This window comes from Shewanella sp. SW24, assembly GCF_025653395.1.
In the GTDB taxonomy this organism is placed as follows: Bacteria; Pseudomonadota; Gammaproteobacteria; order Enterobacterales; family Shewanellaceae; genus Shewanella; species Shewanella oncorhynchi.
Genome location: NZ_JAKKSH010000002.1, coordinates 68,136 through 92,498 on the forward strand (window position 1 = coordinate 68,136; position 24,363 = coordinate 92,498).

At 46.9% G+C, this 24,363-nt stretch carries 18 protein-coding genes; 2 read left to right on the forward strand and 16 right to left on the reverse strand.

The window, feature by feature from the left end:
* Nucleotides 1-16: 16 nt before the first annotated feature.
* From L5M17_RS02225 to L5M17_RS02255, 7 genes are all read right to left on the reverse strand, one after another.
* Nucleotides 17-718, reverse strand: coding sequence for a YdcF family protein (locus L5M17_RS02225; RefSeq protein WP_263145386.1), 702 nt, complete (start codon nt 716-718; stop codon nt 17-19).
* A gap of 218 nt (nt 719-936) precedes the next feature.
* A complete protein-coding gene (gene mak, locus L5M17_RS02230; protein WP_263144916.1) occupies nt 937-1,854 on the reverse strand; it encodes a fructokinase in 918 nt (305 codons plus the stop codon).
* A gap of 61 nt (nt 1,855-1,915) precedes the next feature.
* Nucleotides 1,916-2,722, reverse strand: a complete 807-nt coding sequence (gene cysQ / locus L5M17_RS02235) for a 3'(2'),5'-bisphosphate nucleotidase CysQ (RefSeq protein ID WP_263144918.1) — start codon at nt 2,720-2,722, stop codon at nt 1,916-1,918.
* A 357-nt stretch (nt 2,723-3,079) separates the two neighbouring features.
* Entirely contained in the window at nt 3,080-4,189 is a 1,110-nt protein-coding gene (gene rfbD, locus L5M17_RS02240) for a dTDP-4-dehydrorhamnose reductase (RefSeq protein ID WP_263144921.1), read from the reverse strand.
* Between the two features lie 6 nt (nt 4,190-4,195).
* Nucleotides 4,196-4,960: a phosphatase gene (locus L5M17_RS02245; RefSeq protein ID WP_028760589.1), complete on the reverse strand. Its 765-nt coding sequence runs from the start codon at nt 4,958-4,960 to the stop codon at nt 4,196-4,198.
* A 50-nt stretch (nt 4,961-5,010) separates the two neighbouring features.
* Entirely contained in the window at nt 5,011-8,232 is a 3,222-nt protein-coding gene (locus L5M17_RS02250; RefSeq protein WP_263144924.1) for a DEAD/DEAH box helicase, read from the reverse strand.
* A gap of 261 nt (nt 8,233-8,493) precedes the next feature.
* Entirely contained in the window at nt 8,494-10,368 is a 1,875-nt protein-coding gene (locus L5M17_RS02255; protein ID WP_263144927.1) for a DUF885 domain-containing protein, read from the reverse strand.
* A gap of 567 nt (nt 10,369-10,935) precedes the next feature.
* Between L5M17_RS02255 and L5M17_RS02260 the strand changes: the two genes are divergently transcribed.
* A complete protein-coding gene (locus tag L5M17_RS02260) occupies nt 10,936-11,145 on the forward strand; it encodes a cold-shock protein (protein WP_006080998.1) in 210 nt (69 codons plus the stop codon).
* A gap of 110 nt (nt 11,146-11,255) precedes the next feature.
* Here the strand turns inward: L5M17_RS02260 and L5M17_RS02265 are convergent, their stop codons facing one another.
* On the reverse strand, nt 11,256-13,202 hold the full coding sequence (locus L5M17_RS02265) for a monovalent cation:proton antiporter family protein (protein WP_263144929.1): 1,947 nt from the start codon (nt 13,200-13,202) through the stop codon (nt 11,256-11,258).
* Between the two features lie 171 nt (nt 13,203-13,373).
* On the opposite strand from L5M17_RS02265, the gene L5M17_RS02270 reads away from it, so the two are divergent.
* Nucleotides 13,374-14,264 (forward strand): GGDEF domain-containing protein, encoded by an 891-nt coding sequence (locus tag L5M17_RS02270; RefSeq protein ID WP_028760593.1) that lies wholly within the window; start codon nt 13,374-13,376, stop codon nt 14,262-14,264.
* A 140-nt stretch (nt 14,265-14,404) separates the two neighbouring features.
* On the opposite strand, the gene tilS is transcribed toward L5M17_RS02270, so the two are convergent.
* The 8 genes from tilS to L5M17_RS02310 form a co-directional block, all read right to left on the reverse strand.
* Nucleotides 14,405-15,844 (reverse strand): tRNA lysidine(34) synthetase TilS, encoded by a 1,440-nt coding sequence (gene tilS / locus L5M17_RS02275; RefSeq protein ID WP_263144933.1) that lies wholly within the window; start codon nt 15,842-15,844, stop codon nt 14,405-14,407.
* A 41-nt stretch (nt 15,845-15,885) separates the two neighbouring features.
* Nucleotides 15,886-19,359, reverse strand: coding sequence for a DNA polymerase III subunit alpha (gene dnaE / locus L5M17_RS02280; RefSeq protein ID WP_263144935.1), 3,474 nt, complete (start codon nt 19,357-19,359; stop codon nt 15,886-15,888).
* Between the two features lie 150 nt (nt 19,360-19,509).
* On the reverse strand, nt 19,510-20,142 hold the full coding sequence (gene rnhB, locus L5M17_RS02285; protein WP_263144939.1) for a ribonuclease HII: 633 nt from the start codon (nt 20,140-20,142) through the stop codon (nt 19,510-19,512).
* Nucleotides 20,142-21,320, reverse strand: a complete 1,179-nt coding sequence (lpxB, locus tag L5M17_RS02290; RefSeq protein ID WP_263144940.1) for a lipid-A-disaccharide synthase — start codon at nt 21,318-21,320, stop codon at nt 20,142-20,144. The genes rnhB and lpxB overlap by 1 nt, the downstream gene beginning before the upstream one ends.
* Before the next feature lie 241 nt (nt 21,321-21,561).
* Nucleotides 21,562-22,332, reverse strand: coding sequence for an acyl-ACP--UDP-N-acetylglucosamine O-acyltransferase (lpxA, locus tag L5M17_RS02295; RefSeq protein WP_028760598.1), 771 nt, complete (start codon nt 22,330-22,332; stop codon nt 21,562-21,564).
* Complete coding sequence (gene fabZ, locus L5M17_RS02300) at nt 22,329-22,793, reverse strand: 3-hydroxyacyl-ACP dehydratase FabZ (RefSeq protein WP_006080990.1); 465 nt, start codon at nt 22,791-22,793, stop codon at nt 22,329-22,331. The genes lpxA and fabZ overlap by 4 nt, the downstream gene beginning before the upstream one ends.
* Before the next feature lie 31 nt (nt 22,794-22,824).
* A complete protein-coding gene (gene lpxD, locus L5M17_RS02305) occupies nt 22,825-23,850 on the reverse strand; it encodes a UDP-3-O-(3-hydroxymyristoyl)glucosamine N-acyltransferase (protein ID WP_105249717.1) in 1,026 nt (341 codons plus the stop codon).
* 3 nt (nt 23,851-23,853) lie between these two features.
* A complete protein-coding gene (locus L5M17_RS02310; RefSeq protein WP_028760600.1) occupies nt 23,854-24,351 on the reverse strand; it encodes an OmpH family outer membrane protein in 498 nt (165 codons plus the stop codon).
* Nucleotides 24,352-24,363 lie beyond the last annotated feature (12 nt).

Consider the following 24,363-nt stretch of genomic DNA (forward strand, 5'->3'; position numbering starts at 1 on the left):
TTGGCAAACCACACCTTTAACTTACGGCCTTTACCCATAACCACAAACGGCCAATGTATTCGTGAATCGCCCGTTGAGAAGCCACTAAATTATCGGCGGTTAACCGCCACCCAAAATCATCTCGGCCAATAAAATCCGTTGGGGCAGCATCGGGGTGTAAGCCTTTAGTGGCGAAAATAGCCATCGCCCTTGGCATATGAGTGGCCGATGTGACTAAGCGAAAGGGCTCCTCCCCTAACTCCCACTTTAAGTATTGCGCTTCTTCTATCGTATCGCGCGCCAGTGGAAATTGAATAATTCGGCTTTTATCAACACCTAACTCTACCGCGGCTTTAGCCATCATTTCAGCATGGGAAAATTGAGTGAGTTCACCGCCCCAGCCGCTGACGATCAACATACACTCTTGACCCAACTTAAGTTGCCGAATTCCTTCAGTTAACCTTGTAAGGGCGACGTCCGATAAGGATTGCACCGCCGTCGCTCCCGCTATATCAGCATGCCCTGAACCTAATACCATCACAAAACAAGCGCCTGCGATGGGCGTGGAATTAATCGGGTAAGCTGATTCTAACGGCCGCACTAAGGTATTCACACTCAGTTGACTGCTGAAAAACAGTAAGAGAAAAAAAGCGCAGGATACTAAGTATTTCGCCATACTGCGACGGCGCCATACTAGAAAAGAAATCAGTAATAACAATAGGATAAAGGGAATCGGCATCATCCCCTGTGAAACAACTTTCTTAACCCAAAACATGATGTCCATGCCAAGCAATCCAAAGGAGCGCAATCATAGCATCAAAATACGGGGGGAACACATCGCACATAAAACTAGCCCAGCGTTTTACTGGGCTATTGTTTACAAGACTCTGATATCACTAGACGTTGATTTCATAGCGTAATGAGTTCACTGGTGGAGTTTATATCCTCAATAATGGATCACTTTTCCCACAACCAAGCGGCACCGCGCACTCCCGATGAACAACCGTATAGATTCTGCACCACAGGCGTATGACACTCACGCCCCACCACATAATGGGCCAGCAATGCCGGTAATCTTGGGTAAATCGCCGTGACATTCGACATTCCGCCGCCCAACACTATGGCATCGGGATCGAGCATATTGATCACATGGGCGAGTGAACGAGCGAGTCTATCCATATAACGATCAAATGCAGCAACCGCTATGGCGTCACCTTTATCGACTAACAACATAATATCGGCACCTGATTTTGCAGCAGCTCGAACTGTGCCCGCCGCCGTTAATGCCGCATTATAATCACGCACAAAGCCAGTGCCAGAGATAAAGGTCTCGATACAATCGGGATTGCCACAGAAACATCGGGTGGTATTGAACTCTTCCTTGGTCATCCAAGGCAGAGGATTATGACCCCATTCACCGCCGATACCATTACCACCACCGTGAACTTTGCCGTTAATTGCCACACCCGCGCCACAACCAGTACCAATAATCACGCCAAACACCACAGAAGCGCCAGCGGCTGCCCCATCGACCGCCTCTGATACCGCAAAACAGTTTGCATCATTGGCAACCCGCACTTCACGCTGCAACAATTCCCCTAAATGTACATCGAGGGGCTGACCATTGATCCACGTCGAGTTAGCATTTTTGACTAAACCTGAATAGGGCGATACCACACCTGGAATACCCACGCCGACAGTGCCTTTCTCGCCAAGAGTCGCTTCCGCTTCCTTAACTAAATCAACCACCGCAGCAAGCGTGCCCTGATAGTCACGTGGCGTCGTCACACGTTTGCGAAATAGCTCATTGCCCTCATCACTCAGTGCGACTAATTCTATTTTTGTTCCGCCTAAATCGACGCCCATGCGCATCATGAATTACTACTCCAGTGTTTAGCTTGCCCTTTCATCAAGTGAGATTGATGAAAGGCAATCGTTATTTTACCCAGCCAGGAGCTGTGGCAATAAAGTAAGGGTTTAAAATGTCAGGTTTTTGATTATAAGTTAATGGTTCACCTGAGTCATAACAGACAACTGTGCCGCCTGCACTTTCGAGTACAGCTTGCGCCGCCGCAGTATCCCATTCGCTAGTTGGGCCAAGTCTGGGGTACAGATCGGCACTGCCTTCTGCCAACATACAAAACTTAAGCGAGCTACCCACGCTTAAGATGTCATGCTCACCAAACTGTTGTAAATATTGCGCTAAGCCAGGGCTCAAGTGCGAGCGACTGCCGACAATCATCGGCATTTCGCGTGGCGTATTGGCGCCCAATAAGGGGCTCTCTTGACCCGCTTGTTGGCGCCATGCACCTAAATGTTTAGCGCCATAATAATACGTATCGAGCACAGGCGCATATACTACACCTGCGATAGCAACCCCTTGATGGATAAGCGCAATATTGACGGTAAACTCGCCATTGCGCTTAATAAATTCCTTAGTGCCATCTAAAGGATCAATCAACCAATAGGTTTGCCATTGACGACGCACGTCCCACACGATATCCGCCGCTTCCTCAGACATAATAGGAATACCGACAAACTGCTTTACCAATGCCGCCACTATCACGTGGTGCGCGGCTAAATCGGCGGCCGTCACGGGGCTATCGTCCCCCTTATGGCTCACCGAAAAGTCATCTTGACCATAAACTGTCATAATGGCATCGCCCGCCGTTTTGGCAATCGCGGCCACTTGCAGTAGATCTTGTTTGGTCAATGTCTGCGCTATTGTCGTCTTGTCTGTCACTGAAACTTCCTTAATGCATTAAATATCTTGGCATTATGCCATTGTCATCCAAGGGGAATTTAGAACAAATTCATCATACATCAAGCAAAATAGACTAAGACTTGCGGCTTAAACCACGGCGCACAAAACCACAGATAAACAAAGTGATTACGATACTAAGGCAAGCCATTGGCGCTGAGAAGAGTCTTAAGTCCAGCTGCATTCGTATTCACAGCCTATGTTTTCATATTGATAGTCTAAAGCCGTCGCTTAAATCTGATTATTGGCGGGCTTATTGTTTTCGACAGCGTTAATCACTCAGACGACGTAAACACTTAACGCCTGATTAAAGCAGCCTAAAGCAAAATGTGAGTCACGCTAATTATCGTCATGATAGCGTCGCAACATGCAATTCAGTTGCTGACGCCAATCTTGCCATACGACGTTATCAGGCATAGGCAGTGCGGTATTGACAGCCAAAGCGGACTGTACTTTGGCACTATTCAACACGCTATAACTCGGTCTTTTTGCCAAACTCACGCCGCGATTTAATGCTTGTTTAGCATAATGAGCGCTGGTAATCGGCTGGATAACCACAGGTTGACTTAACAGATTGAGCGCTAGGGCTTGTCGCTGGATTTCACAGGCAAACTCATACCAACTGCATTGGCCTTGGGCGCTGTAATGAAATACGCCCGAGCACTGTTGCATGACTAATTGCCAAATCACCTTAGCGAGTGCATCACTCCACGTCGGACAGCCGATTTGATCGACTATCACCTGCAAGCTTGGTTGAGTGCGCATCAAGTTCAGCATGGTTTGGACAAAATTATGCCCATCTTGACCGTAGAGCCATGAGGTACGCACAATCGTTGCGCGCTCCCCCAAGATGGCCACTACCTTCTGCTCGCCGAGCAACTTACTCTTACCGTATACAGACAACGGCTTGGGAGCATCGAGTTCAACAAAAGGCCTTGGTAAATGATTTGGAGCTGAGTCTTGATTTTGATGCTGCTCAACGCCAGTTTCTCTAACATCACGAACAGCATGACCACCAAACACATAATCGCTCGACACATGCAGTAAGCGGGCGCCCGACAGCCAACATTGCTGCGCCAGTAACTCAGGGCCGAGTGCATTCACACGATTCGCTTCGATTGCATCATGCTCAGCTGCGTCGACCGCATTATAGGCCGCACAATTGATCACCCAGCTTGGTCGATATTGATCAAATACGGCGGCAATATTGGCGGCATCGGTAATGTCTAACTGACTGCGACTTAGCGCATAAAGCTTAATTGGTGCGACTGAGTTTGTACTTGTGCTGCTATTTAGGGCTAGCTCGCCAATATCGGCAGCGACTCTCAGCAAGGCCTGAGCGAGCTGACTCTTAGCGCCAGTGATTAACACCACTTGAGGAATGTTAGCATCTGTGGCACTCGCCGCCCCGCATTGAAGTGGCGTCACTTTAGTTGCCACTATTTTCATTACTAATCAACAGCATGGCTCATCGTCACTGAATAAGGGGATCAAATCAGCAACGGTTTCATGGCCACGGGCGGCTAAAAAGGCCAAGAGTGCTGAAGGGCTACGATTGAGTAATCGTGATGGCGGATAAGCCACTTCATCGATAATCGCTTGCGCCCGCGCAAAACCGCCTAAGCTAAAAGCCACATGGGAATCAGAGCCCATAACTAAAATCGTGCCAAATTCCTTGGCCGCTTTGGCAATCGCAGTGCAATTGGCTTCGCTGCCCTTACGGGAAACTTCAAAGGAGGAATTGTTAATTTCAAGCGCCACACCGTATTCGGCAGCGGCACGGGCAACGGCTTCAATATCAATCGGATAGGCGGGGTTACCCGGATGAGTAATGATATCAACCTTGCCGCTCTTAATCGCATTAATCATGGCCTCTGTGTGAGTCGCTTTATCTGACGGAGGATAGACGGGCTCATGAAATCCTGCGAGCACAATATCGAGCTGCTTTAAATAATCGCCAAAGAAATCAATCTCGCCGTCGATATTTTTGATATTGGCTTCGATACCCCGCAAAATCCCGACGCCATCAACCATACGTGGCAAAACTCTTAAATTCACAAAGTGCCAAAAATGCGGCGCATCGGCCATCGCAGGCCCATGATCTGTGGTGGCAAATAGGCGAATCCCCTTCTGCTTTGCCACCGCTAAGTAGTCATGAATCGTGCTATAAGCATGGCTCGAAGCCACAGTATGGGTATGAGTGTCGACTTGGTACTGCATGGTTCACCTCAGTCAAATGATTCAATCAATTTAGAAAAACTGGCCACTATTTAGCTAAAAAGCGATAACAGTTCATCGGCACTTCCTTGCCATGTGCCCTTGCCTTTACCTTCGAGAATACTGTCCGCCAGACTTTGCTTATGCTGCTGCATTTCTTGGATTTTTTCTTCGACTGTACCTTCTGCAATCAGCTTATAGACAAACACGGGCTTATCTTGGCCGATACGATGGGCTCTATCCGTAGCCTGTTTTTCCGCCGCAGGATTCCACCAGGGATCATAGTGGATCACAGTATCCGCCGCGGTGAGATTGAGCCCAGTACCGCCCGCTTTTAAACTGATTAAGAACACAGGCGTATCGCCCTCTTGGAACTTATCTATCTGGGCTTGGCGCAGGCGAGTTTGCCCTGTGAGCTTACTGTAATCGAGCCCCAAGTCCACCAACTCAGCTTCAATCAGGCTGAGCATGCTAGTGAACTGGCTGAAGATCAATATCTTACGTCCCTCTTGCACCATCTCGGGCAAGTTCTGTTTTAGCCAGTCTAACTTAGCATTATTCTTCACTTTCTGCGCTTGCTCTAACTTCACCAAGCGCGGATCGCAGCAGGCTTGGCGCAACTTAAGTAAGGCATCGAGAAACTCGATATGACTGCTACCAACGCCTTGAGTGGCAAATAAATCCCGCAGTTTTTTCTCCATCACCAGTCGAATACTCTCGTAGAGATTTCGCTGATCTTTTTCTAACTCTAAGCTCTGGGAGATTTCGGTTTTAGGGGGTAATTCACCGACCACTTCATCTTTGGTTCGGCGCAGCACAAAAGGCGCAATCCGTTGACTCAAGATTTGCGCTTGTTCCATATCGCCATAACGTTCAATTTTGTGCCTAAAGGATTTGTTAAAGAAGGCATTCGTGCCGAGTAGTCCGGGCAAACAAAAATCCATCAAAGACTTAAGTTCACCCAAATGATTTTCAAGCGGCGTACCCGACAGGCACAATCTAAACGGCGCTTTAAGATCTTTAATCACTTGAGTCACTTTCGCCTGCGCATTTTTTATCTGCTGCGCTTCATCCAGCACGATATGTTCAAACACCTGCCGTTGATAATAGTCACTGTCGCGCACAATCAGCGGATAGGTCGTCACCACAATATCAAACTCACCTAAGCATTCGAGTAAAGGCTTACGCAAGGCGCCATGAATAACGACTACCTTTAACAATGGCGCAAATTTCGCGGCTTCTTTCGCCCAATTGCCCACCAAGCTGGTTGGGCAAATAATGAGGCTCGGTGCATGGTTAGCCCCTGCGGGTTTTAGTTCTTGCTGCTTAAGTAAAAAAGCCAAGGTTTGAATGGTTTTACCCAGCCCCATATCATCGGCCAAAATACCGCCAAGCTGATATTCCTTTAAGAAACAGAGCCAATTTAAGCCTTGCTGTTGATACTGGCGTAACTCAGCATTTAAGTTGTCTGGGACTGTGACCTCTAACACACCGTTAAAATTTTCGAGCTTAGTCGCTAAACTGCGCACTCGTTCACCATTAAGCAAACGAATATCACTGTCGGCAAAATCATTTAATAGGTGGGCACGGTATTTAGGCAAAGACACGCTATTGCCTTTGTGGCTATCGAACAGTTCTAAAATAATGCTGATCAGCGGTTTAATCACGCTGGCTTTGACTTTTAACCAATCACCATTTGGGCTGGGCAACAGCAGTTCTGCATCATCGGCGGGCTCACCGTACTGCTTAAGCCAAGTGGCAATTAAGGGCAGCATAGGCACTATTTGACCATCAATGTCAGCATTCAGTGACAGAGAAAACCAACCCTCTTGCGTATCATCCAGCTCAATCGCCAGCGGAGTATCAATGACATTTAAGCTGAAATTGTCGGCAAAATGCACTTGGTAACCTAAAGCCTCTAGCGCCGGGATTTCCTGTTGAATAAAGTGCAACCAAGCATCAATCGTTTCAGGCAGTGAACCTAACCCCCAAATACTGACATAGCTGCCACTGTTAGGGATAAAAGAAGGCGCCAGCTCCACCAGTTCCAATGCCATCAAACGATTAATCGCATCCATTTCCGCATCGAGTTGACGCGCGACTTGATAGGTTTTGCCTTGATGAGTGACTAAGGACAAGGGCTCGTCGGGATATTGGCCGCCGAGCACCACGTCTTGATAGACAAATTCCAACAGCACTAATGGCTGCGCCATAGCAAACTCAGGTAAATCCTGCGAGGTTAAGGTCAACCTAACTTGAAGCGGCACTTGCAGCTCGACAAAATCAATCAAAGCAGGCGTAGGTACCGTTTTCGCCGAAAAATGCTTAATCAGTTTGTGGCTCACCAGTTCAATCTGTGAGCTAGGCACTGGCGGCATCTGACTGAGTAATAACAGCTTTTCAACACTGATCTCAGTGTCCAATGCGCCAACTTTAAAATAATCTAAATCGATATAAGTCGGTGGCTCACAGGGGATAAGCTCCCAATTGTCTTTATTGGGCAGCATTAACTGCATTTGTTTATGCTCGGCATCCTTATCTAACCAAATGAATTCAGGCTTGCTCGCTTCACCTCGGGTGAGCGGTAAACGGCTCTCCTCCCAAAAACACCGCCCAGTGACGAGCATTTTTTCCAGTGCCATGGCACCTAACTGAGCTTTAAGATACAGGCGAGAGGCACCATGGCGACGGGTTGACATGATGAGATTGATGATGAGCACGTCTTCAGCGCCAATCCAAGCGGGCATGTAATATTGCACGTCGGATAAAGCGATTTTCGAGCCTTTGTTATAGCCACCATTCTTCGCCAACTTGCCTTTTCTTAGCTCAAGAAAGACACCGTTATCATCTTTAGATAACACGTACAGCACGCGATCGTCGTAGAGTAAATCAACATTTGAAACCGTGAGATCATCACTTTCGTCTAGCAGATGTAACCACTGAGCAATACGTTGATCTTCAACGGTTCTATCACTCAGTAAACTGTAAAGTACGGCAGCAATATGTTTGCAATGCCCAGTGGCGGGACATGAACAGAAGCCATTCATGATCAACTTATGGTTCATGCTGACAAGGCGAATATCCTGCCGATAGGGCTGGGATTCCGTCCCCATAACACGACCTTCAATATGACGAAAATCGGCGTTCGCTTTGGCGCTCAACACCCGTCCTTTCATCACATAATCACGGGCGCGCATTAAGGTTGGCGGCGTGAATAATGACTCAATCGTGGTTCGAGTCAATTGGATAGGATCTTGGGGGGACAAGCGATTCATGTAAAAACCTTGAAACTAAAAATATCAACTCCGAGCAATAGCAAGCCATTGCCGCGCGACATTTATCAATAAGTTGTGTGGGATTGTATTGAAAGCCTTGGCCGAAAGCCAGAATGATAGCCTCTATCGATAAACCCACCCTGCCTGCAAGATAAGAGAACACACTTATTCGCAGACAGGGTATGGGCTTTATCGAGAGAAAAGCAATTGATAAATATCAATTATTATCAATGAGTGAGCGTTAACTGCTATAACCAAATGCTAAACTTGCGCTTTAGCGTCTGTGGCTTTGGCCTCAGCATTTTTTGTATCAGCACTTTTTTTATCAGCAATGTAGCGATCGACTAATGTTTCTAAGATATCCAAAGGAACTGCACCATTCTTCAGAACTACATCGTGGAAATCCCTGAGATCGAACTTATCACCTAAGGCCAACTTGGCTTTTTCGCGCAGTTCGAGAATTTTCATCATACCGACTTTATAAGCCGTCGCTTGACCTGGCATAACGATATAACGCTCAATCTCAGCCGTGACATCGCGATCGGACATGCCAGTATTTTTCTTCATATAGTCAATCGCTTGCTCGCGAGTCCAACGACTATGATGAATACCCGTATCCACCACTAGACGCACAGCGCGGAACAACTCAGCCTGCAGACGACCGATATTATCAAAGGGATCCTTTTGAAAACCGAGCTCCCAAGCCAAACGTTCGCTATATAAAGCCCAACCTTCAATGTACGCCGTAAAAGGCGCCATCTTACGAATAAGTGGCATACCTTCTAACTCCATCGCCACCGCAATTTGGAAATGATGCCCAGGGATCCCCTCGTGGTAGGCTAAAGTGCGCATACCGTATTTAGGCGTGGCCTTGATGTCATATAAATTGGCATAGAAACGCCCTGGACGACTACCGTCAATCGCGGGCTGCTGATAATAGGCACCCGGTGCCGTTTTCTCTTTAAACTCAGGAATACGCACCACTTCCATGCCCGCTTCGGGTCGAATACGAAAGGCATCACCGAGTCCCGCATTCACTTCATCAAGAATCGCTTGATAATCGACGAGGATTTGCGCCCTACCCGCATCGCTATCCTCGTAGTAAAACTTAGGATCGGCGGCTAATGCTTCAATCGCGACCGAGAAACCTTGGCTTATATCGTAACCTTCAGCGGCTAAAATAGTCATGATTTCATTTTGAATGCGATCTACCTCAGCGAGCCCTTTGGCATGGATTTCGTCCGCAGTGTAATTAGTGGTCGTAAAGAACTTCAGCAATTGCTCATAGGCAAGGTTGCCATTTGGCAGCGCCCAATAACCATCATCCGTCCCAGCTTTGGCTTGTAGCTGGGTAAGGTAGTCGATAAATAATTGATACGCTGGATGCACGTAACTTTTAATGTCCGCTTCCACCGCTGCCAATAACCGTGCTTGCTCATCGGCACTGATATCCGTGTCAGCCAATTTAGTTTTAAATGAACTGTAGAGAATATTGTCTTGAATCGGCGTCGCGACAAACTCATTCATCTCGGTCAGAACACGCTCAATCACGAACTTAGGCGGAATAATCCCTTTAGCTTCACGGATTTTTAAGCCTTCGAGAGTTTGCGAAAACTTAAGTTTCACCTTTTGTAAACGCGACAGATAGTTTTCTGCATCGCCCACAGAATGCACTTGGTGCTGCGCCTGCATAAAGCTGGGATACCCGTTTTGCACGCCAAACAACTGATTCAGCGGATAGTTATGGTAACGATACGGCTCAGAGATCAGCGCGAAATCGGCAAGATATAAGGCAATATCCTTGGAGATACGTTGATTTTCATCTAAATCCGCATCGGAATAGCTCAATAGGGTTTCACGCAGATCTCGCACTTGCGCGAAAGTCTTATCCATCGCCTCTGGACTATCGTCATCCAACTCGGCGTTATGGCCTGTAATCCCTAACGATTCCAAGAATCCCAATGAAGTCAAGGTCTCTGGGCTTTCGAAAGCCATCTTGACCACACTTCGATCTAGAAATGCGCGAAAGAAAAACGGCTTTTTCGCAAACCATTCATGGGCGGCCAGCGCCACTAATAACAGCACTAAGACTAAGCTGCCGAGTCCAATCCGTTTTAGTACTGTTTTCAACGTCATTCTCCATTCTTATTATATTCAATCTAAAGTTATCGCCCTGAATCCATAGCTCAAGCACGTTTTTATTGAATGACGAGAATACCATTAACCACAAATAAGCAACAATTCAATAACGTAACGAATCATGACAGAATCCTTACCTAAGCATACAAGCCCGCATTTAAACCTCATGGAACGGATTGAAAGGTTAATCGCAAGTCAGTCGTGGCAAACATAAAAAAACTTTCACACTAGATAACAATCAAAAACAAAATCTAAACAGTTGAATATTAATAGTTATATCTAATTCCGCACTCAATAAGTCGCAAAAAAGCAGTTTCAATATGAGAGGTATTTAAAAATAAAACTATACAAACCCCTAGAGTATGTTAATCTGCACTCCGGCCTGTGATTCAGACCTATTTATAAGCAATATTATGTATTTGAAAACCTTCGCTACGCCTGTAATATTTTTTTTGCTGTCATGAAGCTTTCCACTCATAACTTATCATCAATGTAAATAATTCTATTTCTGGCTAACATACCGCATAATTGCGAATTATTTGTTTGAAAATTTTGGAGACATTCATGTCTAAAACTACTGGTGTAGTTAAATGGTTTAACGAAGATAAAGGTTTTGGTTTTATTTCTCCTGACAATGGTGGCGCTGACGCATTCGTTCATTTCCGCGCAATCGTTTCAGAAGGCTTTAAAACTCTTGCTGAAGGTCAAAAGGTTTCTTTTGACATCGAACAAGGCCAAAAAGGTCCTCAAGCTGCGAACGTAGTTATTCTGTAATTAGACTTTGTCTAATTTAAGTTAACAAGTTCCAGACAAAAATGCCGACACTATGTCGGCATTTTTATATCTGCATTTTCATCCATCTCAAAAGAGTGAACCTCAAGCCTTTAGCCATGTAGGAGCTTAGCCTCAGCTTTCTCAAGTCGCCGTGGTTTACCCACTATCAGTAAGATATCCCCTGCACGAAAAACCCAGTCCTGCTCAGGATGTTCCACTTCAGCGCCATTGCGACGAATCGCCCTTAACTCTACTTTCAATGTTTCCCACATGATATTGGCAACAGTTTTACCTATCGCATCAGCCCCACGCGGTAATGCCACCGCATGCAATGACTCTAAAGTAAAATCAGTTTCTGTACCGGAAAAGAAGCCGTGTAAAAATTGATAATGATTGCGCCGCTCAGATTCTAGCCGTTTTAGGATCCGTGTCAATGGCACACCACATTGGTGTAGTACCTGCGATACTAACATCAAGCTCCCCTCTAAAGACTCAGGGATAACTTGATTAGCTCCCGCCTTTTTAAGCAAGTCTAGATCACTGTCGTCTTTGGTTCTAACTAAAATTTTAACCTCTGGTGCCAATAACTTACATAAAGGTAAGACTTCTTCTAAACTACGTGACTCACAAAAAGTGATAACGATCATCTTGGCCTGTTTAACGCCCATTTGTTTTAAAATTGCCCGTTTACACACATCACCGAAATAAATAGGTTCGCCAGCACGACGCGCTTCAGTGACGCGCGTTGGATCGAGATCCAATACCAGATAAGGTACAGCTTCAGTTTTTAAAAAACGGGCAATGGTTTGTCCTACTCGGCCGTAACCAAAAATCATCACCAGCTCATGATCATCCATCATCAATGGCACAGCTTCATCCACATGCTTTGCCTGACGGATCCCCAGCGCCCACTTAGCAATATCCACACTATGACGAACTAACCAAGGAGCTATTGCCATGGAAAGCACGGCGACCATGACTAATATGGTACTGATCTCATTATTTAAAAGTTGATAGTTGACCGCTAAAGCCAATACCACAAAACTGAACTCCCCCACTTGAGCTAAGCTCATAGCCGTACTCATCGCAATTCGAAAAGGCTCACCTACTAATCTTAAAATGCCATGAATGATCAGCGCCTTACCTAGCACAACAGCCACTAAGATCAGCAGTATCTGCCACCAGAAACGCATCACTAAGGTAAAGTCCAGCATCATGCCAATGGAGATGAAAAACAGCCCCATCAATAGATCACGAAACGGTCGTATATCCGCCTCAAGTTGGCGGCGATACTGGCTTTCTCCCAGCAGCATACCCGCCATAAATGCCCCCAGCGCCATAGATAATCCTAGCCACTGAGTAAAAGCCCCTGTGACAAGCGCAACGACTAAGGTCGATAATACAAACAGCTCATTGGAGCGAGAACGCGCAACCTCATCAAATATCCGCGGCAACGCCCACTTACCAAACGCCATTAAGAGGAAAAAGGCCAATATGCCTTTGAGCAAGGCAAAGGCGATATCCGCGACCATCAAAGGTTCGCCGCCATTGGCCAGTAATGGCAATAGGATCAACAACGGCACAACCGCTAAATCTTGGAACAAAAGCACGCTGACGGAGAGTTCGCCGTGGCGGCGCCTCAGCCATCCCTGTTCATTGAGTAATTTGAGGACAATAGCAGTAGATGACAACGCGATGGCAGCACCGATAACCAAGGCTTCAACCCAATTCAGGCCGCACAATAGGGCCACGCCCATGGTCAACAGGGTCGTGATCACCATCTGCGCACTGCCTAAGCCAAATACAGTCCGGCGCATGGCCCACAGCCGCGGCACAGAGAACTCTAAGCCTAAGGTAAACATCAGCAGCACAACGCCAAGTTCGGCGACAGATTGCATTTGATGCTGGGTAAACCAGTGAAAACCACTCGGGCCACTCACGACCCCTGTGAGTAAATAAGCCAGAATTGCGGGTAGGCCCAAACGGCGCAGCACAGCAATGGCCACAATGGCAATCACGAGCATAAGTAATACTTGGATTAAAAAGCTATGTTCCATTGGGCGCTATGACTCCTGTCAAAATGCTGACGTGTCAAAAAATTTAACTCTCAGTTTTAAGCTTAACTGAATGACTAACAAAGACAAATTTTATTAACAAATATTGCGGCACGGTATTTGCTTAGACTAGGTTAGAGATGTATCGCACTAACATTTGCTGGAGTGATGATTATGGACTTTGGCCTAGCGACCGAGCTGTATCCCGACGAATATCGCTATCAAACAGAACATTATAGTCCCAATGATAATCCATTGGACTTGATACAAGTGATCCAACAACTGCACGCCAGTTTAGATCCTAGGACAGTCTTTGCCTGCTATGGCAAAGTGCTGGGACAACACTTGCCGATCCAAGGCGTGCGTTTAACCTATGGCGAGCACAAATTCAGCTGGGGCAAACGTTATGGTATCAGCGTCAAACGACAGCTCATGTGTGCAGGAATGCCATTAACGATTCAGTACCAACTGGTGACGCCATTTACGCCATCACAAACCTCAAACTTACAGGATATTGAACCGCTGTTATTGCAACCTTTATTAAATGCGTTGCAATATCAAGAAATGTCGATGCAAGCTATGTTTGACTCGCTCACTGGCTTAGGCAATCGCCATTATTACAGTCAGAGTCTCAGTAATGCGACCGCAAGAGCCCATCGAAAACAAGGAGCAGTCGCTCTCATAGTGCTCGATCTTGATAACTTTAAACAACTTAATGATAAATTCGGCCATAAATGTGGTGACTATATTCTGAAGGAATTTGGTGACATCATTCGTGTAACCATACGCAATACAGATCAAGCCTTCCGGATTGGTGGTGATGAATTCGTCATTATTGTCCAAGGCAATATTCATGCGGCTGGCTTGTTATGTGAACGGATTGTCTCGGTAATCAATCAGCACAGTAGTTTCAATCAATTTGGGGTGAGCTGTAGTTTAGGGGCGGCAGAATCACACGATACCATTGAAGCCGAACAACTTTATGAACTTGCCGATAAGGCGCTTTATCAAGCCAAAGCCGCCGGACGTAACTGCTATAAACTCAGCCAAAATCAATTAGTTTAACACGCGCAGGGATGCCAAATGAAATGCGATAACTCACTCGCAGCGCGTACCCCATAAAGGTCTAAATCAAACTGACGCGCTGCGTTCCACTCTCCTCTCGCTTTCCTAGAACACACCAATATTCCAAGATTAACTCTCGACTAGAATTCCTTTGCTTCCTCAACAAACACCTGTAAACCAAGTCCATTCGACTCAACAATAAAGCCCTTTTCAACCCACAGTCCAATTGCCATCACCAGTTGCTCGCCATAAAACACAAACCCCACCTTTTCGCGTACCCAAGGCGGAATGGCAAACTCTTGCCACAGTTTCTTTAATTCTCGCCCCTTACCCCGAGAATGAGGGTGGCAGCGAAATTGTCCCGCAAGTTGATAACGCACACTGACCACTTCATCAGGCCAAGGTAAGCGGACTCTGGGACCTTGTTCTGTCACTATCAGCCTAATCTGCTCACCATTCGCTAAGCCCTCTGGCGACACGACTAATTCGGCACTATCTCCCTGTAATAAAGAAATAAAGTCATGCTGTGGCAAGGTCCAACTCACAGGCTGAGTGTGACGTTTGTGAGTTTGATACTTGAATAAATAGACTTGATTAGCAAAGCGACGGATTTCACACTCACCCACTCGAATATGCACTTTAGCATCGTCTTTCGCGTTAAGAAGCTGAGTGATGATTTGCTTAAGCTGCACCTTTGAGGGCAAGGCGAATCCTTGGGATTCAATAAAGCCACGTAAGAGTAACGCTTGCCAGTCGACTGACTGTTCGGCAAAACCATCGAGCTTGAATACACTTTGAGTATGGTAAGGCGCTTGGGTTAACCATAAAGGTAAACGTTCACTCACCTGTAAATCCAGCGTCGCCTGTTGTTCGGCGCACAATGCCGCACTGCGACTCGCAGTTGTCGCAATACTCGGCCAACGCGCTTTTAAGCGGGGAATAATTTCTAAGCGTAAAAAATTTCGATCGTACTTATCGTCTTGATTACTTTCATCTTCGATATGCACTAAGCCTTGCTGTTTTGCGTAGGCTTCAATTTGCTCACGGCTGATATCCAATAACGGCCGCAGTTGTCTGCCTTGTGCTAATGCTTGAACTTGTCCCATGGCCGCCAGCCCTTTCGGGCCCTGACCACGTTTCAGCGCCAGCAGAATAGTTTCGAGCTGATCGTCTTCATGGTGAGCCGTCAGCAACACATCATTGGCACTTAAATGCCGCTCAATCGCCTGATAACGCACTTTTCGCGCTTCAGCTTCAAGGCTCAATCTTGGCCCGCGATTAACCGTAACTCGCTCAACCGTCACGGGTAGGTCGTAATACTGGCCCCGCTCAAGGCAATGCTGTGCCCAAGCCTCAGCGTTATCGCTTAGGCCATGGTGTACATACACTAGCTGATAATTAAACTCCGGATGTGTCCGTGCAAACTGGCTTAAACCAAAGGCCAAGACTTCAGAATCAACCCCACCACTGTAAGCCAGTACTAACTTGCTGTCAGGCGCTAAGGATTGCGCAGCCAAAAAATCACAGATATGTGCGCTGAGATCGCCAGCAGTCAATGCTTCGTCAAGCTTAGCCGACATAAGTTAACTTCATCTGTTTACACCTAAGACATTCACCAACATTAGAATAAAATTCTCACCTTGTTTGGCCCGAGGAGCGATTCGAGCGAGAGCATCAAGTCATCGGTCGGATTCACTCGCCAAGCATCGGCTAACCTAAACTGACCTTTGGCTTGAGCTTGAGTGTAATTGATCACCACAGGCACAGCGCCGTTACGCCACGGGCTTAGGGCTTGCTCGAAAGTGTCTAACGCCGATGGCGTTAACTCGCTGCCATCCATATCAATTTCCAGCGCTTTGGCAAAGTGGCTGCGCGCCTCACTGATATCTATGATGTTACGCGCCGTCATACGGTTGCCGCCGGCAAAATCATCGTAACTCACCTCACCTTCACAAATGAGGATGCGGTCTTTCTCCAGCAGATGATTAAACTTTTCAAAGGCTTCGGTAAACAACATGATTTCGAGACGTGCGCTCTTATCATCGAGCGTCAACAGGCCCATTTTCGAGCCGCGCTTGGTCAGCATCACTCGCGTTGCCACCACTAACCCCGCAGCCTTAGCGGTTTTACCGCGTTCGGTGGGATGTACATCTTTCAAACGACCGGACGTGTAATGCTTCAGCTCTTTTAAATATTGATTGATCGGATGACCGGTCAAATACAAGCCTAAGGTTTCGCGCTCGCCTTCGAGCCAAATTTTATCTGGCCATGGGGTACATTCGACAAACTGCTGCTTACTGTCTTCGGGTTCACTGTTGAGCAAACCAAACATATCGTGTTGGCCAATCGCCTCGGCTTTTGCATGTTGATCAGCAGCGCGAATCGCTTCGGGCAAGGTTGCCATCATAGACGCACGATGCGGCCCAAGAGTATCGAGTGCACCCGCGCAGATCAGCTTTTCAATCACGCGCTTGTTGAGTTTTTTCAAATCGATGCGGGCACAGAAATCGAATAAATCCACGAAGGGGCCATCTTTACGCGCCTCTAAAATTGATTCAACTGGACCTTCCCCCACACCTTTAATGGCACCAATGCCATAAACAATGCGCAAATCATCATCAACGGTGAATTTGAACAAGCCTTTGTTCACATCCGGAGGAATGAGCGGTAGCCCCATACGCTCGCATTCATCGACCAAAGTCACAATTTTATCTGTGTTGTCCATATCAGCCGACATTACCGCCGCCATAAACTGCGAAGGATAATGGGTTTTTAGCCATAAGGTCTGATAAGACACAAGCGCATAGGCGGCTGAGTGGGATTTGTTAAAACCGTAGCCAGCGAACTTTTCCACTAAGTCGAAGATCTTCATCGACAAGTCGCCGTCGACGCCGTTATTGATTGCGCCCTCTTTAAAGATACTGCGCTGCTTGGCCATCTCTTCGGGCTTTTTCTTACCCATAGCACGGCGCAACATGTCAGCGCCGCCAAGGGTGTAACCCGATAACACCTGTGCAATCTGCATCACTTGCTCTTGATACAGAATAATGCCGTAGGTCGGCGATAGCAGTTCTTTTAGGGATTCATGCTGGTACTGAGAATCGGGATACGATACTTCCTCGCGCCCATGCTTACGCTCGATAAAGTTATCTACCATGCCCGATTGCAAAGGCCCAGGACGGAACAATGCCACCAGTGCGATCATGTCTTCAAAACAGTCGGGCTGCAGACGTTTAATCAAATCCTTCATACCGCGGGATTCCAACTGGAATACCGCGGTGGTTTCATATTTTTGCAACAAGCGGAAAGATGCAGCATCCGTTAACGGAATCGCTTCGATGCGCACAGGTGGGCGACCGTTTTTGACCTCGACCTTGTTCACCATCTCCAGTGCCCAGTCGATGATTGTCAAAGTACGTAAACCCAAAAAGTCGAATTTAACTAAACCTGCGGTTTCAACGTCGTTTTTATCGAATTGCGTTACTGGGTTTTTACCTTCAGCATCGCAATAGAGTGGCGCAAAATCGGTAATTTTTGTTGGTGCAATCACCACACCACCAGCGTGTTTACCCGCGTTACGCGTTACACCTTCGAGCTTGCGACACATGTCGATCAGATCTTTTACGTCTTCATCGGCATCATAGGATTCTTGCAGGGCTGGCTCGACCTCAAACGCTTTCGCCAGCGTCATCCCAGGTTCTGGTGGAATGAGTTTAGAAATTCGGTCAACGAAGCCATAGGGATGACCCAGCACGCGGCCAACATCGCGAATAACCGCTTTTGCCGCCATAGTTCCGAAGGTGATGATTTGCGATACCGCTTCGCGGCCGTACAATTCGGCCACATGGTCGATCACTTCATCACGTCTATCCATGCAAAAGTCGACGTCAAAGTCGGGCATAGAAACCCGCTCTGGGTTGAGGAATCGCTCGAACAGTAAGTCAAATTCTAATGGGTCTAAGTCGGTAATCTTAAGCGCATAGGCCACGAGTGAACCCGCGCCCGAGCCACGACCAGGCCCTACTGGAATACCGTTATCTTTACCCCATTGGATGAACTCCATCACGATCAAGAAGTAACCTGGGAACCCCATCTGGTTGATCACTTTAAGTTCAATGTCGAGGCGCTCATCGTATTCGCCGCGTTTCTCGGCGCGCACCTCAGGATCAGGGAACAAAAACTCGAGCCGCTCTTCAAGGCCCTTCTTCGAACAATCAACCAGAAAGTCTTCGATGGACATATCGCCCGTCGGGAAGTTGGGCAGGAAATATTCGTACAAACGGATCGTTACATTACAGCGTTTAGCGATTTCGACACTGTTCGCCAACGCCGCAGGAATGTCGGCGAATAGTTCACACATTTCCTCTTCGCTACGCAAATACTGCTGTTCACTGTATTTTTTAGGTCGACGAGGATCGGCAAGGGTAAAGCCATCGTGAATTGCCACCCGAATTTCATGGGCATCAAAATCTTCGGGTTTAAGAAACACCACCTGATTGGTCGCCACAACAGGGATGCCCTTCTCCTGCGCTAAGGCCACCGCCATATGCAGATAACGCTCTTCATCGGGGCGACCTGTGCGGATAAGTTCGAGGAAATAACGGTCAGTGAAATGGGTCTGATAAAAGTCGCATAAAGATTCGACTTGTGTGCCATTGCCCTTGAGCAGTGCCTTACCCAGATCGCCTTCTTTGGCGCCCGATAACAGCAAAATGCCTTCGTTATAAGTGAGTAACCACTCTTGGTCTATCACTACACGGCCGGCCACTTGGCCACGCAAATAGGCTTGGCTGATGATTTGGGTCAGATTCTGATAACCGACATTGTTCATCGCAATGATGGTTAAGGCACATAATTCACCGTCAAATCCAGGCACTTGCATCCAAAAATCGGCACCAATAATCGGCTTGATCCCCGCACCATGGCAACCACTGTAAAACTTCACCAAACCACAAAAGTTATTTTGGTCAGTCAAGGCGACCGCGGCCATTCCCTGCGCTTCCACCTGCGCCAAAATAGGCTTGACCTTGGCCACGCCATCGGTCATAGAGAAGTCACTGTGGACACGAAGATGCACAAAACGAGGATCGGACATAATTAGGATTATCTTTGAATGGCAGGTTAACAATAACTAGAAAGCAGACTAACAAAGTCACGCAGCCAGAGCCAGTGACTTTGCTGGATAACGGGAACTTATACCCAAACAACCTGAAACTCGTATCTTCAGGTAGCTTGGGAGCACAGCTTACAGTCCCAGTAATGCCTTGACGGGTTTGAAACTTTTACGATATTGGTCAAATACCCCATGTTCGGCGATGGCCTCAAAATGCGCCTTAGTCGGATAGCCCTTATGCTTAGCAAAACCATATTGCGGATAAGCAGCATCGAGCACATCCATCTCACGATCCCGCGTCACTTTGGCGATAATCGATGCGGCACTAATACTGGCAATTAAACCATCACCTTTAATGATGCAGCGACTGGTAAGTAAGACGCCATTATGGGCAACAAATGCCGGACTGCGATTGCCATCGACTAACACCAACGCAGGCGCAATCTTAAGCCCAGCAACCGCGCGCTGCATTGCCAACATAGTGGCATGCAAGATATTAAGCGTATCGATTTCAGCAGGACTTGCGCGGCCCACGTGATAACACAGGGCTTTTTCACAAATCTCATCAAACAAAGCTTCGCGACGCTTCTCACTGAGTTTCTTGGAATCATTCAGACCACTGATGGGCTTGTTTGGATCTAAAATCACAGCCGCAGTCACTACATCGCCGACTAAAGGCCCACGGCCGACTTCATCCACACCAGCAATCAAACCCGTCGAAAAGGCCAGCAAATCGGCGTCGGTTAAACTTTTAAAGGTTGCCACTAGTTAGCCTCCTGCGTTTTAGCATGAGTTGGTTTAGGCTCAACCAGTGCCATTACCGCTTCAGCGGCTTTTAAGCTCGCATCACGGCGTAACACTTGGTGCAGGGCATCAAACTCAGCTTTGAGCGGTGTAAAATCTCGATTTAACTCTACAGTGACCGCCGCAGCTATTTTCTCTGGCGTGCAATCTTCTTGAATGAGCTCAGGGACGAGATCTTTTCCAGCCAGTAGATTCGGTAACGAGAAACGCTCGACCTGCATCATGCGCTTAGCAATCCAATAGGTCATAGGGCTAACACGATAAGCCACCACCATTGGACGCTTAACCAACATGGCTTCTAACGTCGCGGTGCCAGATGCCAATAAAATCCCATCGGCTGCCGCCATGACTTCGCGCGACTGACCTTCGACCATATGAATTTCGAGATCCGGTGCAAAATCCTTCAGCGCTTGCTCAAATTGCTCACGGCGTTTTTGATTGACCAGCGGCGTCACAAAACGTATATCAGGGAAGTTCTGCTTAATCAGTAAAGCCGCCTTCACGAAAGGCTCAGCCAGTTGCTTTAACTCGCCACCACGGGATCCCGGTAGAATCGCTAAATATTCTGCATCGGCATCGAGTTCGAGTAACTGGCGCGCCGCCGCTTTATCACTTCGCAACGGAATATCATCCGCTAAGGTATGACCCACAAAGGTGCAAGGTACTTGATGCTTGTCATAAAAAGCTTTCTCAAATGGCAATAGCGACAACACCATATGGGTCGCCTTCGCGATTTTGAATATACGTTTTGGGCGCCATGCCCACACGGATGGGCTCACATAATGGACGGTTTTAATACCGCGCGCTTTGAGTTTAAGCTCGAGGCCAATATTAAAATCCGGTGCATCTATGCCAATAAAACAATCGGGCTTAAGCGCGGTGATCTCTTTAATCAAGGATGACCGCACTTTTAATAAGCGAGGTAGACGAGATAACACTTCAACGATTCCCATCACTGCGAGTTCTTCCATCGCAAACAGGGATTTGAAGCCTAGGGCTTCCATGCGGGGTCCACCGATACCGACAAAGCGCGCATCGGGATGGGTCTTTTGCAGCGCAGCCATTAAACCTGCACCTAAAATATCGCCTGAGAGTTCTCCGGCAACCATGGCAAACACTAATGGAGTTTTATTGCTCATAAACCAATCACGTCTCATGAATTAATGGCATTGGATGAAGAGGTAAACCGCACCTAAAATGCATCGTTCCAAGCCTACACTTATGTTAAGTTAATGATTCAATTAATGACTAAGCTCATTTATGGTCGAATGCATTGATGAATAAACGCATTTTTAACGGCTACGTCTACCACAAAAAAGGCTTAAACCAATAATACAAAAGGGCATATAAATGCCCTTTTGCTGTCATGTGGTCATCAAGTTAGCGAATAATGCCGCGACTCGATGACTTTACAAACTCAAGCAGTAATTTGACTTGCTCATCATTCTGCGCATCTTCAGCTAATGCTTCAATCGCTTCTTCTACCGTTAAACTGCTACGGTATAAGGTTTTATAAGCACGACGCACGGCTAACTGGCTTTCTTTAGAAAAACCGCGACGCTTCATACCTTCGCTGTTTAAGCCGCGAGGCACCGTCGGTTGACCTGCTGCCATCACAAAGGGAGGCACATCCTGCAAAACTAAAGAACAACCAGCAGTAAACGCATGGGCACCAATATGCACAAACTGATGCACACCTGTCATACCGCCTAAAATCGCCCAGTCACCGACATGCACGTGACCTGCAATAGATGCGTTATTCGCCATGATGACATTATCGCCGACCACACAGTCATGGGCGATATGCACATAGTTCATAAACAGGTTATTCGACCCAATACGGGTTTCACTGTTATCTTGAACCGTACCGCGGTGAATGGTCACGTTTTCACGGATGACGTTATTGTCGCCAATGATCAGTCGTGTCGGCTCGCCAGCGTACTTTTTGTCTTGGCATTCTTCACCAACGGAGGCGAATTGAAAAATACGATTCCCTTTGCCGATAATCGTTGGGCCTTTGACCACCACATGGGAACTCAACCAACAATCATCACCAATTTCGACGCCCGCACCGATATAGGTCCAAGGGCCAATAGTGACGTTATTGCCAATTTTTGCATCGGGATGCACAAACGCTAATGTATCTATCACTGACTAATCTCTCTGCGGGCACACATGATTTCAGCGGAACAAACCACTTCACCATCCACTTTGGCCTCACCGTAGAAAACGCCAATCCCGCGGCGCTCTTTAATCATTTTGACATCAAAATGAATTTGATCTCCTGGCTCAACCACACGTCTAAAACGCGCATTATCGATACCAGCAAAGTAATACAACACACCTGGTGGTGGTACATCACTACTCATCGTTTTAAAGGCTAACAGGCCAGTTGCCTGTGCCATCGCTTCTAAAATAAGCACACCTGGCATCACAGGTTGTATCGGGAAATGTCCCTGAAAAAATGGCTCATTTATTGAAACGTTTTTGATCGCCTGCAGACTAACACCTGGAGTGTAATCAAGCACACGATCGATCAATAGGAATGGATATCTATGGGGTAGATATTTAAGTATTTCTTTAATATCCATAGTGTTCATTTGATTAGACACGAACCGAGTTCCTCAAATTGCCTTGGGGCAATTAATCTGGTGTTTTTAAATTTTTTTCCAACGTTTTAACACGCTGGAACAGTTCATCTAACTGACGGAAACGAACTGTATTTTTACGCCAAAGTTTATTGTCCATTGCCACGGTGGCAGAAGAGTATAAACCAGGCTCACGCATATTAGTGGTGATATTGGTAGCACCAGACACATGCACACCATCGGCTATGCTCAAATGACCTGCGATGGCACAGCTACCGCCAATAATACAATATTTACCAATAGTGACACTGCCTGCGACAGTAGTACTGCCTGCAATAGCAGTATTTTCGCCGATTATATCGTTATGGGCAATTTGTACTTGGTTATCAATAATCACACCGTCGTGGATCTCTGTATGGCCTAATGCCCCACGATCTACCGTTGAATTAGCACCAATCTCAACCCGATCGCCAATACGCACGCCACCTGTCTGCGGAATTTTAATCCACTGACCACGTTCGTTAGCATAACCAAAACCATCTGAGCCTAATACGGCACCCGAATGGATAATACAATCCTGTCCTAAATGCACATCGTGATAGACGGTGACATTAGCCCACAAACGTGTTTTTGAGCCAATAACCACATCTTGTCCCAGCACAACACCGGCACCAATCTGCACATTTTCACCTAAAATGACGTTCGCACCAATCACAGCATTCGCGCCAATAGCGACACCTTCCCCTAAATGGGCTGAAGGATCAATTTGTGCCGAAGGATGGATACCCACCGCCGCTTTGGGTGTCGTGTCCAAATACTGAGCAACACGAGCAAAACCGACATATGGATCTTTTACAATTAACGCAGTACCTTGATAATCCTGCGCATCTTTAGCTGACAATAACACCGCACTCGCTTGAGTTGCCTCAAGCTGAGAGCGGTATTTACTGTTGGCTAAAAAAGAGATCTGACCCGCCTTGGCATTTTCTAAGGTCGCCACACTATTAATAATTAGCGTTTCGTCGCCTTGGATATCACCGTCTAATAACAGGCATAGCTCTTTTAAAGTCACACTATTCATCTATTACTTGCCTTTGCTTAAGGCTTCAACCACTTTGCCACTGATGTCAGCGTTAGGCTTAACATAAATGACAGCACCACGTTGTAATACCAAATCATATTGGTCTTTTTCAGCGATAGTGTTGATGGCTTTTTGCACTTTAACTAACAGTTTATTTTGCTCTTCACCTTGGCGACGACGTAGGTCTTCATCCAATGCTTTGCCTTTTAACTGATATTCAGATTTTAGCGATTCCATTTTACGAACCAGCTCAGTTTTTTGTGCATCGTTCATTAACGCACCATCACGTTGCTGCTTCTCCATCAGAGAACGCATTTCTTCTTGCATTTTTTGGACATCAGCTACGCGATCACCAAACTCTTTCTTCAGAGATTGAGAGATCTGTTCACGTTGTGGGAGCTGTTCAAACACAGCGCCCATATCCACTACGGCAATTTTCTCAGCATGTGCCACTAACGGCGCGCCTAACAAAACTAACGTCATCAGCGCGCAATTTACCATCTTGTTCAAAAT